Source organism: Sporosarcina sp. SAFN-015, assembly GCF_059415085.1.
The window spans coordinates 231,933-248,891 of the sequence record NZ_JBPFDR010000005.1 but is presented as its reverse complement, the minus strand read 5'-3'; the positions used below and the strand labels follow the sequence as shown (position 1 = coordinate 248,891).

The following is a 16,959-nucleotide window of genomic DNA, read 5'->3' as shown; positions in this document are numbered from 1 at the left end:
CGGTCGTGGCGAAGTGGTTAACGCATCGGATTGTGGTTCCGACATTCGGGGGTTCGATTCCCCTCGTCCGCCCCATTCTATGCAATCTACAATTTTTAAAAAAATAATTATTATGGCGGTCGTGGCGAAGTGGTTAACGCATCGGATTGTGGTTCCGACATTCGGGGGTTCGATTCCCCTCGTCCGCCCCATTTATTCTTTGGGGTATAGCCAAGCGGTAAGGCAACGGACTTTGACTCCGTCATTCGTTGGTTCGAATCCAGCTACCCCAGTTTTTGCGGAAGTAGTTCAGTGGTAGAATACGACCTTGCCAAGGTCGGGGTCGCGGGTTCGAATCCCGTCTTCCGCTCCAACTTTCTTACGGCGGCATAGCCAAGCGGTAAGGCACGGGTCTGCAACACCCTTACCACCGGTTCGATTCCGGTTGCCGCCTCCATACTTCATGTATGCTGTAAGTAATTTGTTGTTATGCCCGAGTGGTGGAATGGCAGACACGTCGCACTCAAAATGCGATGCCGCGAGGCGTGCCGGTTCAAGTCCGGCCTCGGGTATCCACGTCGAAAAGATGCAACCCTGGTTGCATCTTTTCTCTTTCTACATTATTGTAATAAATGTTCTTGATACACTCTATTATGCCCAAGTGGTGGAATGGCAGACACGTCGCACTCAAAATGCGATGCCGCGAGGCGTGCCGGTTCAAGTCCGGCCTTGGGTATCCAGTACACATTTAATAAACGCTCCTTCCACATTCGCGTGGATAGGAGCGTTTTCCATGGGTTGGAGTCGTGTATTGCTAGTCAATCGTCCATATGTGTTCAAAAAGTGAATGGTTCCTTTCCATTCACTAGCACGGAAGGACTTTCTTCATCAATTACATAGCAAGACGCCTCTCCTCCGCTAATGGACGTAAACATATTGCCGCATGCAGTAGTCAGTTTCAAAGCTTCCTCCTTATCCATAGAAGGTCGGAGAAATAGAACGTGCAGCGCATCCGTCGTCTCTTCCGTCACGGCCGTTCTGATAGAGTCTACATAAGGACTGCCGAAAGGGCTGTATTCATCTTTTAATTGAAGGATGTTGTGAAGTGAGTTGAAACGTCCATTCAAACCATCATATCCATCTTCTTCTCCGCCAACGGTTAATTGGATATCTCCGACAAGCTTAGCTGCATCGTAAATGCCTGCAGGAATTTCATATTGGAGAGAGAAAAATGTATTGAGGTCAACCGCAGTATGGACAGTGTGCAAGTAATTCTGCTTCTTAATTCTTCGGTAAAGAGCTTCCACGGATGGTCTGTATCGGTTTGGATCCGCTCCAAAAGCTTTCCAGGTCTCTCTCCATTCCTTAATGCCAGGAAAGTCAGTCAGAGGTTTGGTGTCCAATTCGAAAAAGAGCTGTTCTTGGAATAATTGAAGCCTTCCTCTTAGCATTTGAGGAGATTCAGACACTGTAATTTTGGTATAATGGATAATGCCCAATTTCAATCCGGGCATCTGCTTCAATAGATGTTTATTTAAAGTTATTTTCATCCTCATCACCTTTGTTATCTTTTCATCAATCCTATCATAAAGGAGGCGGAATGTTGTGAATGTCGCTCATCTACAGTCGTCCATCAAAGAATATGCAGCTATGATCGGCATCGATAAAATTGGCTTTACAACCGCCGCTCCTTTTCTCGAATTAAAAAACAGGCTGCGACGTCAGCAGGAATTGGGCTATCAATCCGGCTTCGAAGAAAGTGATGTTGAAAAACGGACAGAGCCACTCATGTTGCTCGATCGCGCTGAAAGCATTATTTCCATAGCGATCGCTTACCCTTCTAAAATGGCAGAGGCGCCAAAAGGAAAGAGGGGAGAGCGGCGAGGCATATTTGCGAGGGCATCGTGGGGAATGGATTATCATCACGTTCTTCGTGAAAAGCTGCAGCTCTTAGAATCGTTTATATCCGAAAAGATGCCAAATGCGACAATGCGTTCGATGGTGGACACAGGAGAACTTGTTGACCGGGCTGTGGCCGTCCGAGCGGGAATTGGCTGGTCCGGTAAAAACTGTTCAGTGATCACACCTGAATTCGGTTCGTATGTGTATTTAGGGGAAATGATTACGAATATCCCGTTTGCGCCTGACGTTCCGATGGAGGATCAATGCGGGGATTGTACGCTCTGTTTAGATGCCTGTCCTACTGGGGCTTTGATTCAAGGAGGGCAGCTCAATGCACAACGATGCATCGCCTTTTTGACACAGACGAAAAAGCCTATACCTGAAGAATTCCGTGCAAAAATCGGAAATAGGGTATACGGCTGCGATACGTGCCAAACTGTATGCCCGAAAAATAAAGGTAAATATAATCTTCACCAGCCGGCGTTTCAACCTGAGCCCGAATTGGCGAAGCCGCTCCTCGTACCGATGCTTAGTTTGTCGAATCGTGAATTCAAGGAAACGTACGGACATATGTCGGGTTCCTGGAGAGGCAAAAATCCGATACAGCGGAATGCCATCTTGGCACTTGCTCATTTCAAGGACGAGACTGCTGTACCTACTTTGTCGGAACTACTTGTGAAAGATCCACGTCCGGTCATCCGCGGAACAGCTGCATGGGCACTCGGACAAATTGGGACGAACGAAGGCATTGAAGCGGTTGAGAAGGCATTGCATACAGAAGAGGATCCGAACGTACGGATCGAGATGGAAAAAGTATTGGAAATTATCTAAAGGAAGTGCTGAAATGGCAATACATGTCGCATTATTTGAACCATTGATACCCGCGAATACAGGCAATATCGCTCGTACATGTGCCGGAACAGGAACAAAATTGCATCTTATAAAACCACTCGGATTTTCCACTGATGATAAGATGCTCAAGCGTGCCGGGTTGGATTATTGGCAATACGTAGATATTACGTATCATGAAGGGATACAAGAATTTTTTGACGCATATCCTGAGGCACAGTTTTTCTTCATTACGAAATTCGGGGAACGGACGTATTCAGACTTTAATTTTTCGGATCCTTCCAAGGACATCTTCTTCGTTTTCGGGAAAGAAACGACAGGCCTACCTAACGAAGTGATTGAACAGAACAAAGAAAACTGCTTGCGCATACCGATGAATGATCATATAAGATCATTAAACTTATCCAACACAGCTGCGATTCTTATTTACGAAGCGCTACGGCAGCAGTCATTTTTAGAATTGAAATAAACAAAAGCGGAGGGTGGCGGTAAGCTGTCACCCGAAGCAGGATGATAAAAAACGGGACAGCCACTTATGGCATGTCCCGTTTTTACTACTTATTTTTTCACTTTACCTGGTTTATCTTCGTATCCGCCTGTAAGGATTGCAGAAAGGAAAGCGAAGCAAACGCCCATGATAAGGATAAGATTCATCAGATGTACCTCCTGTAAAATCAGTAGTCCTTCAATTAGTATACCCTAATAAGTTAGAAAATGAAATGACTGGACTGAAAAATTGTGTCATTCTTATTAACAATTGATTATCTCTATTCGTCAAAATTATGAAATACAGGTACAATATAATCAGAAACAAGATAGGAGGAGAGTGGATTGGATTCTTTCGACAGTAAGGTGACACTGACAAACGGAGTAGAAATGCCTCAGCTCGGTCTTGGCGTTTATAAAATGACTAACAGGGAAGAGACGATACAAGCGATTTCACATGCCTTAAAAGTCGGCTATCGTGCTATTGATACAGCTGCAATCTATGAAAATGAGAAAGAGACAGGCGAAGCGATCCGGCAATCGGGAATTCCGCGTGAGCAGCTATTCATCACGTCAAAAGTGTGGAACACTGATCAAGGGTATGATGCGACGTTAAAAGCATTTGAAGCCTCATTGGAAAGGCTCGGTATGGAGTATTTGGACCTTTACTTAACCCATTGGCCAGTGTCCGATACATTCGTGGACACATATCGTGCAATCGAGCGGCTTTATGATGAAAAACTGATCCGGGCTACAGGAGTATCCAATCATCATATCCATCATCTTAAGCAGGTTTTCAATATCGCGAATGTGAAGCCTATGGTTAATCAAATCGAATTGCATCCTCGGCTTACACAGGAACCACTACGTAACTTCTGCAACGAACATGGCATTGTCATCACTTCATGGTCGCCATTGGCAAGAGGGAGGCTTATGGACGAACCGACGTTGATGCAGATTGGAATGAAATACGGAAAGACGCCTGCCCAAGTCATAATCAGATGGCATTTGCAACATGGTTTGGTTGTCATTCCTAAATCGGTGACACCATCCCGCATTGAGTCAAACATTGATGTAAACGACTTCGAGTTGACGTTGGAGGATATGATGAAAATCGATTGCCTGAATCTCAACGAGCGAACGGGTACAAATCCGGAAACGTATGACGAGGCGTAAAATACCAATTAAAAAACGCGGAATAAATGAATTGTTCATTTACTCCGCGTTTTTTTATATAACTTCTATCGTAGTCTGTTCATTAGTAAAAGGATGTTCGAAAGAAACCTTTTTTGCCACTAAACGGTAGTTGCCATCTGCAGTTTCACTTCCACCATAAAGTATATCGCCTTTGACAGGATGTCCGATATGGGAAAAGTGTACCCGGATCTGATGGGTTCTTCCGGTTTCAAGGCTTGCCTCCACAAGTGTTGTGTCATCATTTCGTTCAATGACACGGTAGCGGGTGATGGCATCCTGTCCGCCAGGAGATACCCGGCGGCGCGTTGGATGGTGGCGGTCCCGCCCAATCGGATATTGTAGCGTCCCGCGCATCCGTTTCAAGCGTCCTTCCACTTCTGCGTGATAGTTTCGTGTAATGGCACGTTCCTCGATCATCCGGTCGAAAAGTGCTTTTGCAATTGGATGCTTCGCAACGAGCACGATTCCTTCCGTTCCTTTGTCAAGACGGTGGATATGCTCTGCATAAGCTCCGCCATTGCTTGCGACATGCGCCATGATGGAATTCATGAAAGTCCCGCCCTCATCGTTCTCATCGGGATGAATAGCTATGCCAGCCGGTTTCGTAGCGGCGATGATATGCTCATCTTCGAATAAAATGGAAACTTCCGCTGTATCATCCGGTTTATAGGAGGACACGGCGTCCTTAAAGTGAAAAACGAGTTCTGTCCCTGCTGCCAAAGGCGTGCGCCAGTCGACAGGCTGTATGGCTGTATCCGTAACAGCCTTTTCCATTCTCATTTGATGAACTGTCTTCTTACCTGCTTTCCAATCGTCCCGAAGAATTTCCTCAATCGTCTGTCCGTCTCGGATTATCTGATAACGGAAGGCTGTATGATGCTTTTCCATCATTCTTTATCGTACGCATCGAAGAAGGCTCGGATATCTTCTTCGGGATTTTTTGGCAAGCCAACGGAACGTGCAACTTCTTTTCCATCCTCATAATGTATTAATGCCGGCCAAGATGTAATGCCGTATGGCTGAGATTCCTGTTGGAACTCAAGCATATTGTACTGATACACGTGAATTCCTTTTTCCTTCGCAATCGGCATAAGGATTGGTGTCATTTCCATACAATATGGGCATTCTGGAGAAAAGAAGTACGCAGTAACAGATTCACCGGACGTCACTTTTTCGTAAAGGTCATCTGGTAAGATAATATTGCTGTAATTTTCATTTCCAAGCAAATCGATTGTCGCCTGGTCAAGTTTGTTTGTTCCATATGGATTATCTTTCAGCTTTTCTTTGTTGGATTGGTTATTCAATACGATGATTAAAGCGAAGATGGCGACGATGACACCGCCGATAATAAGTAATTTCTTCAATTCAATTAGACTCCTTTTGCCATTTCAATAAGAAAAGGCTTGTAATGAGGATCAGCACAAATGCCGTTAAAGCCATGAACGGAATTGTGATGAATCCAAGGTAGTTCACATACTGTCCTGTACAGGATACATCTCCGCAAGCGGGCGCACTATCTTGTAAAAAACGCAGTTTCTGCAGTCCGTAATGGTAGATTGAAATGGAACCGCCGACAATCGAAAAAACAGCTGCCGTCAATGCAATTTTTGCGTTTTTCTGGAATAAAGCGACGCCGGACATCAACACGATCGGATACATGAAGATACGTTGATACCAGCATAGTGTGCAAGGTTCAAATCCGCGTACCGTTGAAAAGTACAAAGATCCTAATGTTGCGATGAGGGAAGTAGTGAAAATGAAAACAAGTCCGTTCTCCAAGCGTTTGTGCATACGATCAACTCCTGTTCCTACGACTCCACCTTGATTATACGGGGAAGGTGTATTCATGTAAAATATTCGTAACTAGATGACTTTACTTCATTGATTATGGGTACATATTATGTAGAAAGGGTGAAGTGGATGAGTGAAGAAATTGATTTATCATCATTTGAAATGAGCATGATCATCCGGGAGATGAAAGAGGATGACATCGAAAAGATTTTGAAGATGCAAGAAGTATGTTTCCCGGGCATGGATCCGTGGGAAGAGGGGCATTTGAAAAGCCATCTGTCCATATTTCCGGAAGGGCAGTTCGTTGCTGAGCTCGACGGGGAAATTATCGGATCCTGTTCAAGCTTGATCATCAATTTTGATGAATACGATGATCGGCATTCGTGGGATGATATTTCCGCGCATGGCTATATAACGAACCACAATCCTGAAGGCTATAACCTATACGGCATCGAAGTGATGGTTCATCCGGATTATAGGAGAATGAAGGTAGGGCAACGGCTGTATGAGGCGAGGAAAGAGCTTGTACAACGATTGAATTTGAAGTCTATAATTATCGGGGGAAGAATCCCGAATTATCATCGGTATGCTGCGGAAATGTCTGCCCGTGAATATGTAGAAGCGGTAACGCGACATAAAATTTATGACCCCGTCCTCACATTCCAGCTACTAAATGATTTCACGCTTATGCGGATCAATCCTAATTATTTGCCTGATGACAAGGCATCAAAAAGATACGCTACATTGATGGAATGGAATAATGTCGATTATAAGGCGACGACGAAGCGGCATTATAAGACAAGCTATCCGGTACGTATTTGTGTTGTTCAATATTTGATGAGAAAAATATCTTCATTCGAAGAAATGGCAAATCAATGCGAGTACTTTGTGGATGTTGCGTCTGATGCAAACTCGGATTTCGTCGTCTTTCCTGAAATATTTACGACGCAGCTCATGTCGTTCTTGGATGAACCTTCTCCAAGCAGGGCCGTGCGGAAAATGACAGAATACACACCACAGTACATTGAATTGTTCACGAATCTTGCCGTCCGATACAATGTGAATATTATCGGAGGCTCCCATTTTGTTGAGGAAGATGATGAGGAAATTTACAATATCGCCTATCTATTCAGAAGGGATGGGTCGATTGAGAAACAATATAAGATCCATATTACGCCGAATGAACGGAAATGGTGGGGAATCAGCCAAGGCGATGAAATAAAAGTTTTTGATACAGACTGCGGAAAAATTGCCATCCAGATCTGTTATGACATCGAATTTCCAGAGCTTGCGCGCATTGCGACGGACAAAGGGGCGAATATTATCTTCACTCCTTTTTGTACAGAAGACCGACAAGGCTATTTACGCGTACGGTATTGTGCACAGGCCCGGGCAGTTGAAAATCAGATTTACACAGTGATTTCTGGAACTGTCGGCAATTTGCCGCAAACGGAGAACATGGATATCCAATATGCACAATCAGCCATCTTTGCGCCTTCTGATTTTGAATTTGCGAGGGATGGAATTGTAGGAGAGACGAATGCGAATTTGGAAATGGTGTTAATTGGTGATGTGGATCTTGAAATTTTGCGAAGACAACGCCAAGATGGAACGGTAAAACAGTTGAAAGACCGCAGGCATGATGTGTATCGAGTGGAGTATAAGAAAGGATAATACAGACAAACGGCACCCCTCAAAATGGGATGCCGCAGCCTGTTGACAAACGCTCGCATCCGTTGTTGCTCGTCTCGCTCGTCCGCTCATGAACTTTAGTTCTATTCGCGTCTTCGCTCGACTTCACGCCTAGGCTGACAAGCGTTTTCAATCAGGCTGGGGAAATTCCTGCCCATTGTCACTTGCCTTAAAAAGAGTGTAGACAAAGTCTGAAAACGACTTTGTCTACACTCTTCGGCATCCCTCAAAATGGGATGCCGTTTAGCTTTTATCTACTATAGTTACGCTTCGATCTGCAGGTCAGCAGATCCATTCGTTTTTTCATTTTTCATGACTTCCAAGTAAAGGATATGATGTCCTTCAACATCTTTCACAGTAAACTCATAGCCTTGTTCAATGATTTTTTCACCCGGAACAGCTTCGAAACGTTCCGACATGAACCATCCTCCGATTGTATCGATATCCTCTTCATTAATATCAATATCGAGTACATCGTTAACGCTTTCAATTAACATTTTTGCGTCCAAAATATAATGGTTATCATTGATTTTCTGTACTTCAGGCACTTCGTCCATATCAAACTCATCTTGGATTTCTCCGACAATCTCTTCTAAAATATCTTCAATTGTCACGAGTCCGGAAGTTCCGCCGTATTCATCCATCAGAATGGCCATATGAATCCGTTCGCGTTGAATTTTAAGTAATAAATCACCGATTGCCATCGATTCGATGACCCGGATGATTGGTTGCATATATTCGCTGACAGGCTGATCTCCTGTTTCAGGATCTTTAATGTAAGCTGTCAATAAGTTTTTCATATTCACCAAGCCGATGACATGGTCTTTATCGCCGTCTGTGACCGGGTATCTTGTAAATTGCTCAACACCCATCAATTCAAACATTTCCCTCAAAGTGACGTCTTTCTCAATTGTCATCATTTCAGTACGGGGCACCATGATTTCTTTGGCGAGCCGATCATCGAACTCAAATATTTTATTGACAAACTTATATTCCGACTGGTTGATTTCTCCACCTTTTAAGCTATCAGATAAGATCATCCTCAACTCATCCTCAGAATGGACCATTTCCGATTCTGAAGCTGGTTTGAAACCGAAAAGGCGGATAATGGCACGTGCCGATCCGTTCATCCCTTTAATGACAGGGTACATAATGAAGTAAAAAAATATGAGCGGTTTCGCTGATGCCAGCGTAATGGCTTCCGCTCGCTGAATTGCGATCGTTTTAGGAGCCAATTCACCTACTACCACATGTAAAAACGTTACGACTGTAAATGCGATGATGAAAGAAAGGATGGTCGCAGCATTCGGGGCAATATCAAATTGGGTAAATACTGGCTTCATAAGTAGTTTGACGGTCGGTTCGCCTAGCATACCGAGACCTAAAGCAGTTATCGTTATTCCCAATTGACAAGCAGATAAATACTCATCGAGATTGCTAATGATTTTTTTTGCTGTAATCGCCCGGCGGTTCCCTTCCGCAACAAGCTGGTTGATCCGTGTTGTTCGTACTTTCACTATTGCAAATTCACTCGCAACAAAAAATGCGGTGAGTGCGATCAAGGCAGCAAATGCTGCCAATCGTATGGCAATGTCCAAATAAGTTTACTTTGCCCCGCGCCCGAATGAGGGGTAGAACAAAGTGCACACCTCCTGTAAAATTAAAATGGGTATTTAAGATAATGATAAATTATTTACAAGAAAAAAACAAATGGTTTTGCCTAAGTTTTGTATAATGGATGAAATGATCGGAGGTTTTAATTTGAAGAAACGGAATAGTAAAACAGAGATTTTGCGTACATCTCTACTATTAGGACTAACATCTTTCGGAGGTCCCGCGGCCCATATCGGTTACTTCCGAGATGAATATGTAAAGAAAAAGAAATGGCTTGACGATAAAATGTATGCGGATATCGTGGCGTTATGCCAATTCCTGCCTGGCCCTGCAAGCTCGCAAGTCGGAATTGCAATCGGATTGATGAGAGGGGGGTTACTCGGAGGGATTCTTTCCTGGATTGGTTTTACATTGCCGTCTGTATTGCTGCTAATGGCATTCGCATGGCTAATTTCATCGTCAGCAACATTCGATATCGGGTGGATTAAAGGATTGAAGATTGTTGCAGTTGCTGTAGTCGCACATGCGCTAGTCGGAATGAGCAAATCATTGACGCCGGATCGGCCGAGAATATCACTTGCTATCGTTGCGGCAGTTTTGACATTATTGATTCCGACTGCGATTGGCCAAATCGCCATCATCGTTGGAGCTGGTATTGTCGGGTATATGTTATATCGGAGAGAAAAGGCGCCGAAGCCGGAGTCAATCGATCTTTCATTTGGAAAGAAGACGGGAGTGGCGGCATGGGCAATTTTCTTCTTACTTCTTATCATCGTTCCGGCGATTAGGACTTTCATTGAAAATACGTTCCTGGCCATTTTTGATATTTTTTATCGGGTCGGTTCAATTGTTTTTGGAGGAGGACATGTTGTATTGCCGATGCTGGAACGGGAAGTCGTGCCAGCTGGCTGGATGGACGCTGAGACGTTCATCGCAGGATACGGGGCGGCACAAGCGGTACCTGGGCCACTTTTTACATTGTCCGGTTATTTGGGACAGTTAATGAATGGACCGTCGGGGGCTGCGGTTGCGGTAATTGCAATGTTCTTGCCTTCATTCTTGCTTGTCATCGGCACATTGCCATTTTGGTCGGCAATTCGATCAAAGCCTGGAATTCAAGCAGCCTTAAAAGGAGTGAATGCGGCGGTCGTCGGAATTTTGCTTGCAGCGCTTTATGACCCGGTATTCACTAGCGCTATCGGCCAGCCGGTCGATTTTGGAATTGCAATCATCGCTTTCGGTCTTTTAATGTATTATAAAATGGCTCCTTGGCTCGTAGTACTGATTACGGCAATATTAGGAGCACTATCCCATTTGTTCATAGGATGATGCATTTTAAGCTGCAACTCGCGCATACAATGAAAAATGCCAGGAAACGTTCTCCTGGCATGCCCATTTCTATATATACTTTGCCGTGGGGTTCTGTTGATGAACTTTGCCGCACATCAATAACAACCAGTAGATGACCACTTCATCAAATACTTTGAGTGGTATAGTTTTTAATACCCGATTGCCATGTATTAAAACAATGGATGTAAATTGTGCAGAAATGTATTGACAAATGGAAATTATCAGTGGTACTGTTGAATTATTCGAAAATCGAAATAGTGAGGAAGGTGCGGAAAATGAAAAAAGTCCTTTTTATCAAAAAACAATCAAATATGTATCCCGTGCTGACCTGCTCTTTCTCTATTCTATGAAATGTACCAGGGCGGCATGACTTAGTCGTCCCTTTTTTTGAGCACACGCTTATGTTAAAAGGCGTGTGCTTTTTTGTCTTTAGAAGGAATATTTGGTGTTTCCACGTCATATACGTGTGAGATATAAAAAAATGAAGGAAAGGAGCGCTGATTATGAAAATTATCAATCAGCAACGGAAACTATTAAAGAAGGAATCTCTAGAAAGTGGATAGTTGAAAGATTTGAAGGAAGAAGGTTGAAAGTATGTTTTCAGTATTATTTAAATTAAAGTGGTTTTTCAAGGAAAATCGCAAAAGGTATACAGTAGCACTTGTCCTTTTAATGGTGGCGAATGTGCTCGTTATTTTACCGCCGTGGTTGATCGGGCAGGCGATTGACGCCATTTATACGAAGACGATGACTACGCATCTGCTTGCACTATTCATCGGAGCGATGTTTCTCATCATGCTTGTAGCGTATGTCGGAAACTTCGTCTGGCAGTATCAGCTTTTCGGAGGAGCATATGTAATTGAAAGGCAACTGAGGACACGGCTTATGCGCCATTTCCTTAAAATGACTCCGACATTTTATGAGAAAAACAAGACTGGGGATCTAATGGCGCGTTCGACGAATGACCTTCGCGCGATTTCGGAAACTGCAGGCTTTGGGATTATGACGCTCGTCGACTCGACTGCGTATTTGGGTACGCTCATTATTACAATGGGATTCGTCGTCTCTTGGAAATTGACATTAGCAGCAATTTTGCCATTGCCAATCTTAGCCTATATATTGCAAGTCCTCGGAAAGAAAATCCACGAACGGTATATGACAGCCCAAGAGGCATTCGGTGATTTGAATAACAATGTGCTAGAGGCTGTGGCAGGTGTCAGGGTCGTTCGTGCATACGTACAAGAGCGCGCTACGGAGCAACGTTTCGCGGATATGACGGAAGATGTGTACAAGAAGAATATGCATGTCGAAAAAATCGACGCGTTGTTCATGCCTTTTTCGAAAGTGCTCACAGCGCTGACATATATGATTGGTCTCGGGTACGGTGCCTATTTAGTGTCTGCTGAGGAAATTACGCTAGGAAACCTAGTCACATTTAATGTCTATTTAGGGATGATCGTTTGGCCGATGTTTGCAATCGGTGAGTTGATAAACGTATTGCAGCGAGGAAATGCTTCCTTGGATCGTGTTATGGAGACGTTGAATTATGAGGAAGATGTGAAAGATCCTGATAAGCCAGTCGATATCGATCAGCCGGAAAGTGTCGGCTTCAATGATGTCAGCTTCACGTATCCAATGTCACATGCGGTCAATTTGGATCATATCGAGCTTCAGTTGGACCGTGGGCAGACGCTCGGCATCGTCGGAAAGACGGGAAGCGGGAAAACGACGTTCGTCAAGCAACTGTTGCGTGAATATCCTGCAGGGGACGGGGAAATCGTCTTTTCGGATGTTGCCCTTCAATCGTTGAAGAAGGATCAAGTCCGTGATTGGATTGGATACGTACCACAGGACCATGTACTTTTCTCGCGTTCTGTTCGTGATAATATCCTGTTTGGACGTCCGGAAGCGACGGAGGAAGATATTGCCGAATCAATCCGTCTATCTCATTTTGAAAAAGATTTACAGATGCTGCCTTCAGGACTTGATACACTTGTAGGAGAGAAAGGCGTTGCATTGTCAGGTGGTCAGAAGCAGCGTATTTCAATCGCTCGTGCTCTTGTGAAAAATCCTGAAATCCTTATTCTCGATGACTCGCTTTCAGCGGTTGACGCGAAGACAGAAGCGAAGATCATTGAAAACATCCAGTCGGAACGGTCAGGGAAAACGACGATCATTACAACACACCGTTTATCTGCAATCCAACATGCGGATTGGATCATCGTACTTGACGATGGGCGTGTTATTGAAGAAGGAAGACATGAAGACTTGCTTGCGAATAACGGATGGTATAAAGAGCAATTCGACCGCCAGCAGATCGGGGAGGTTGAATAATATGAGTACTGGAAAACGTTTAGTGCGTTATGCGCTTGATTATAAGAAGCTTTTAATTACAGGAATGGTCCTTCTTGGATTTGCTGTTGCAGCAGATCTAATGGGACCGATGATTGCAAAGAAGATCATTGACGATCATATTGCCGAGGCGGTTGATAAGACGATCAATTTTACACCAATCGCTAAACTGCTGGCTGTATTCTTTGGGCTAGCTGTAGTGACAGCTGTTTTAAGGTATTTCCAATATTTATTGCTGCAAAATGCTGCAAACCGAATTATCCAGAAGATGCGGAATGAATTGTATGGGCATATCCAAACGTTGCCGATCCGTTATTTCGATAATTTACCTGCAGGAAAAGTCGTCGCGCGAATTACAAATGACACAGAAGCAATCCGAAATTTGTATGTGACGGTCGTTTCACAGTTTGCAATTAGCGGTATGTATATGCTTGGGATTTTCATCGCCCTTTTCATTTTGGATCCGAAAATGGGAGCCATTACGCTTTTCGTCTTGCCAGTACTATACGTCTGGATGAAATTGTATCGGAGATTCGCTTCGAAAGTGAACCATATTATCCGGAGCAAAAATAGTGAAATGAATGCGATGATTAATGAATCAATCAACGGCATGACGATCATCCAAGCTTTCCGCCGTGAAAAGCAGATGGATGGCGAATTCAATGAATTGAATGATGAACATTATAAGTACCAAAGTAAATTATTGAAAGTCGAAGCGGCGACGTCCCATAACCTGGTCGACATTATCCGCTCGCTAGCATTCGTCTTTCTGATCTGGTATTTCGGTGGTGCTTCATTGTCGGCGGAAAGTGTCATTTCTGTCGGGATGCTATACGCATTCGTCGATTATATTACACGGCTATTCAACCCGATTACCGGAGTCGTCAACCAGTTTGCGCGACTTGAACACTCACTTGTCGCCGCTGAGCGTGTGTTTAGCCTGATGGATCGCCAAGGGGAGCCAGTCAGCGATGAGAAGATTGCCCGGTATCGAGGAAACGTCAGATTCGAGAAAGTCTGGTTCGCTTATAAAGATGAGGAATATGTGCTGAAGGATATATCTTTCGAGGCGAAGCAAGGGGAGACCGTTGCGCTCGTTGGTCATACCGGATCCGGAAAAAGTTCAATCATGAACTTGCTATTCCGTTTCTATGATGTATCAAAAGGTAAGATAACGATCGACGGAATGAATATCGGCAACATGTCGCGCCAAACAATACGCGATCATATGGGAATCGTATTACAGGATCCGTATTTGTTTAGTGGAACAGTAGAGTCAAACATCAGCTTGGGAGATGCTCGTATTTCACGCGAAAAAGTACAAGAGGCGCTTGATGCGGTCGGTGGAGAACGCGTACTGAAGCACTTGCCTGGTGGGATTGACGAGCCGGTCGTGGAGAAGGGAAGCACGCTTTCTTCAGGGCAGCGCCAGCTTATTTCATTCGCACGCGCACTTGCCTTCGACCCTGCGATTTTAATATTGGATGAAGCGACATCAAACATCGACACGGAAACAGAGGAAATCATCCAGCATGCGATGGATGTGTTGAAGAAGGGGCGGACGACGTTCATCATCGCCCACCGTTTATCGACCATTAAAAATGCTGACCGCATTTTAGTATTGGACCGAGGCGAAATCGTCGAGCAAGGCGATCACGATGAGTTGCTTGCGCTCGGCGGACAGTATGCACAAATGTATAAACTGCAGGCGGGGAACGGTTCAAAAGTTGGATGAATTGTATGTGCGGACTGTCACGGAAAGTCAAAACAATGACTTTTCGTGGCAGTTTTTTGTTTGGGAGAAGGCGCGCGTCCAAAGTGAGAGGTTGCGCGTCCAAAGCGAGGGGTTGTGCGTCCAAAGCGAGGGGTGGCGCGTCCAAAGTGAGGGGTTGCGCGTCCAAAGCGAGGGGTTGCACGTCCAAAGCGAGGGGTTGCGCGTCCAAAGCGAGGGGTTGCGCGTCCAAAGTGAGGGGTTGCGCGACCAAAGCTCTTCCCCAAAGTCCGCTGAAACTTCCATGTTACTGAACCGTAAATGTAGCAAGGGCCATGCAGAAAATAGTTAGTTGAAATGAGGAGGAGTAACGTGAAAAACTTTAGTGTGAGAGAGTGTCCGAAATGCGGCAGTCACGAGATTGGTAGAGGGAAACAGTCAGGATATGCAGGGATAACACCATATGGAAAAATTGGATTTAACCATAGTTTAATACATTTGATATGTACAGATTGCGGATGGGTCGTTGGTAGTTATGTTGAAAATCCGGCAACTTTCAAAAAGACAGTTAGTGATTATGTCCGTGGTATTTAGCGTATCAAGTAGCAGAAATTAATAATGAAAGCGACTTCATTTTTTATTACTTTTCAAAGCTTAGATTATAATGAAAATTCCGTTGCGAAATGTTTCGTAAACACGTATATTTAGAGTGTCGAAGTATTTGTTGCGGAAAGTTGGAATTATAGATGAAATGGTTCAGTGAATGGGGACGTAAATTTTCCTCTTTCAATCGGAATGTTAGGCTTTTTATAATCGGGAACGCACTTATCCAAATCGGTATGGGTGTTTTCATGGTCATGTACAATTTATACATAAGAGAGTTAGGAATGCCCGAAACGGTAAATGGGAAAGTGATTTCCATGACTGCAATGGCTTCCGCAATCATGCTTGTACCTGCGGGTTTTTTAAGCGACCGATTCGGTCGTAAATGGATGATTGTCGGTGGTGCCGTATTAGCGGTGACAACGCTCTTCTATCGGGGGATTGCAGTAGCAGAGACTCCGATTATTACAGCTGCATTTTTGACGGGTTTATTCATGGCATTCGTTCAAGTATCGGGCATTCCGTTTCTGGCGGAGAATTCATCACCGACAGAAAGGGTAAAGCTTTTCAGCGTGAATTTTGCAATCGTCACGATCGCAAATGTCCTCGGTAGTTTGGCAGGAGGCATTATAGCGGACGTTTTGGAAACAGTGTTCAAGCTAAGTACAACGGAAGCAATTCGATATGCATTGCTTTTAGGCGCTGCGATTTTCACAGTCGGCTTAATTCCACTATTCAAATTGCAGGAAAAACCCATTGAATCTGCCAAGGAGAAAAAAGGGCAAATAGAAGAGACGTTACCACCAGATGATAGCTTCAAGCGGAATTTAATAGTCATTTTCCATTTTTCATTCGCAAGCTTATTGATAGGATTTGGTTCTGGTTTAGTCATTCCATATTTGAATTTGTATTTTGCGAATCGGTTTGATGCTTCCAATTCCTATATCGGGCTTGTTTTATCATTAGGTTCAGCAATGACCGCAGTTGCCGCGATGATTGGTCCAGCACTCTCGCGGAAAGTTGGTAAGGTGAGAGCGATTATTTTATTCCAAGCGTTATCGATCCCGTTCCTACTATTAACGGCGTATACGACATCATTATGGTTGGCGTCTCTAGGATTTTTGCTTAGACAGGCGCTTATGAACGCGGGCAACCCGATCCAAAGTGCCGTCGCGATGGAAGTCGTGTCCGACAAATACAAAGGACTCGCCAATTCTATGAATCAGATGGTATTTAATCTTGGATGGGCAACGATGGGATCGGTTGCAACAGGATTAGTCGTTGCGCATGGATCTTATTGGGGCTACGCGTATGCATTCACGATTACTGCTGGACTTTATATTGTATCGTCATTCTATTATTATTTCATATTCGGAAGAAGGAAATTGGCAGGGGAATGAGAAAAGCGGAGGGCTGTGTTTAGCCTCTCCGCT

Annotated in this window: 13 protein-coding genes and 6 tRNA genes; 14 read left to right on the top strand and 5 right to left on the bottom strand. The window is 44.2% G+C overall.

Annotated features, from left to right (window positions below):
• The first annotated feature begins 115 nt into the window (after positions 1–115).
• The 6 genes from ACR65H_RS11405 (at position 116) to ACR65H_RS11380 (ending at position 715) form a co-directional block, all read left to right on the top strand.
• Positions 116–191 (top strand) — tRNA-His (locus tag ACR65H_RS11405).
• Between the two features lie 9 nt (positions 192–200).
• Positions 201–272, top strand: a tRNA-Gln gene (locus tag ACR65H_RS11400).
• Between the two features lie 5 nt (positions 273–277).
• Positions 278–352: transfer RNA gene (locus tag ACR65H_RS11395), tRNA-Gly, on the top strand.
• 10 nt (positions 353–362) lie between these two features.
• Positions 363–436: transfer RNA gene (locus ACR65H_RS11390), tRNA-Cys, on the top strand.
• 34 nt (positions 437–470) lie between these two features.
• Positions 471–551: transfer RNA gene (locus tag ACR65H_RS11385), tRNA-Leu, on the top strand.
• Between the two features lie 83 nt (positions 552–634).
• Positions 635–715: transfer RNA gene (locus ACR65H_RS11380), tRNA-Leu, on the top strand.
• 100 nt (positions 716–815) lie between these two features.
• Here ACR65H_RS11380 and ACR65H_RS11375 read toward each other — a convergent pair.
• Positions 816–1,529 (bottom strand): B3/B4 domain-containing protein, encoded by a 714-nt coding sequence (locus ACR65H_RS11375; protein ID WP_440500381.1) that lies wholly within the window; start codon positions 1,527–1,529, stop codon positions 816–818.
• 55 nt (positions 1,530–1,584) lie between these two features.
• Between ACR65H_RS11375 and queG the strand changes: the two genes are divergently transcribed.
• From queG to ACR65H_RS11360, 3 genes are all read left to right on the top strand, one after another.
• Entirely contained in the window at positions 1,585–2,712 is a 1,128-nt protein-coding gene (gene queG / locus ACR65H_RS11370; RefSeq protein WP_440500380.1) for a tRNA epoxyqueuosine(34) reductase QueG, read from the top strand.
• A gap of 13 nt (positions 2,713–2,725) precedes the next feature.
• Complete coding sequence (gene trmL / locus ACR65H_RS11365) at positions 2,726–3,199, top strand: tRNA (uridine(34)/cytosine(34)/5-carboxymethylaminomethyluridine(34)-2'-O)-methyltransferase TrmL (protein WP_440500378.1); 474 nt, start codon at positions 2,726–2,728, stop codon at positions 3,197–3,199.
• Positions 3,200–3,606: 407 nt separating this feature from the next.
• Positions 3,607–4,392, top strand: coding sequence for an aldo/keto reductase (locus tag ACR65H_RS11360; RefSeq protein ID WP_440500392.1), 786 nt, complete (start codon positions 3,607–3,609; stop codon positions 4,390–4,392).
• A gap of 54 nt (positions 4,393–4,446) precedes the next feature.
• Here the strand turns inward: ACR65H_RS11360 and ACR65H_RS11355 are convergent, their stop codons facing one another.
• The 3 genes from ACR65H_RS11355 to ACR65H_RS11345 are packed head-to-tail and all read right to left on the bottom strand — an operon-like array spanning position 4,447 to position 6,204.
• The gene (locus ACR65H_RS11355) at positions 4,447–5,301 is read right to left on the bottom strand and encodes an RluA family pseudouridine synthase (RefSeq protein WP_440500376.1); all 855 of its coding nucleotides are present in this window, start codon (positions 5,299–5,301) and stop codon (positions 4,447–4,449) included.
• On the bottom strand, positions 5,301–5,777 hold the full coding sequence (locus ACR65H_RS11350) for a thioredoxin family protein (RefSeq protein WP_440500375.1): 477 nt from the start codon (positions 5,775–5,777) through the stop codon (positions 5,301–5,303). Before ACR65H_RS11350 ends, ACR65H_RS11355 begins: the two co-directional genes overlap by 1 nt.
• 1 nt (position 5,778) lies before the next feature.
• On the bottom strand, positions 5,779–6,204 hold the full coding sequence (locus ACR65H_RS11345; protein ID WP_440500373.1) for a disulfide oxidoreductase: 426 nt from the start codon (positions 6,202–6,204) through the stop codon (positions 5,779–5,781).
• A 129-nt stretch (positions 6,205–6,333) separates the two neighbouring features.
• On the opposite strand from ACR65H_RS11345, the gene ACR65H_RS11340 reads away from it, so the two are divergent.
• A complete protein-coding gene (locus tag ACR65H_RS11340; RefSeq protein ID WP_440500372.1) occupies positions 6,334–7,878 on the top strand; it encodes a GNAT family N-acetyltransferase in 1,545 nt (514 codons plus the stop codon).
• 281 nt (positions 7,879–8,159) lie between these two features.
• On the opposite strand, the gene ACR65H_RS11335 is transcribed toward ACR65H_RS11340, so the two are convergent.
• Positions 8,160–9,494 (bottom strand): hemolysin family protein, encoded by a 1,335-nt coding sequence (locus tag ACR65H_RS11335; RefSeq protein WP_440500370.1) that lies wholly within the window; start codon positions 9,492–9,494, stop codon positions 8,160–8,162.
• Positions 9,495–9,657: 163 nt separating this feature from the next.
• On the opposite strand from ACR65H_RS11335, the gene chrA reads away from it, so the two are divergent.
• The 4 genes from chrA (at position 9,658) to ACR65H_RS11315 (ending at position 16,926) form a co-directional block, all read left to right on the top strand.
• The gene (gene chrA / locus ACR65H_RS11330) at positions 9,658–10,839 is read left to right on the top strand and encodes a chromate efflux transporter (protein ID WP_440500368.1); all 1,182 of its coding nucleotides are present in this window, start codon (positions 9,658–9,660) and stop codon (positions 10,837–10,839) included.
• A gap of 615 nt (positions 10,840–11,454) precedes the next feature.
• On the top strand, positions 11,455–13,194 hold the full coding sequence (locus ACR65H_RS11325; RefSeq protein WP_440500367.1) for an ABC transporter ATP-binding protein: 1,740 nt from the start codon (positions 11,455–11,457) through the stop codon (positions 13,192–13,194).
• 1 nt (position 13,195) lies between these two features.
• Positions 13,196–14,947, top strand: a complete 1,752-nt coding sequence (locus ACR65H_RS11320; protein ID WP_440500366.1) for an ABC transporter ATP-binding protein — start codon at positions 13,196–13,198, stop codon at positions 14,945–14,947.
• A gap of 722 nt (positions 14,948–15,669) precedes the next feature.
• Entirely contained in the window at positions 15,670–16,926 is a 1,257-nt protein-coding gene (locus ACR65H_RS11315; protein ID WP_440500364.1) for an MFS transporter, read from the top strand.
• Positions 16,927–16,959 lie beyond the last annotated feature (33 nt).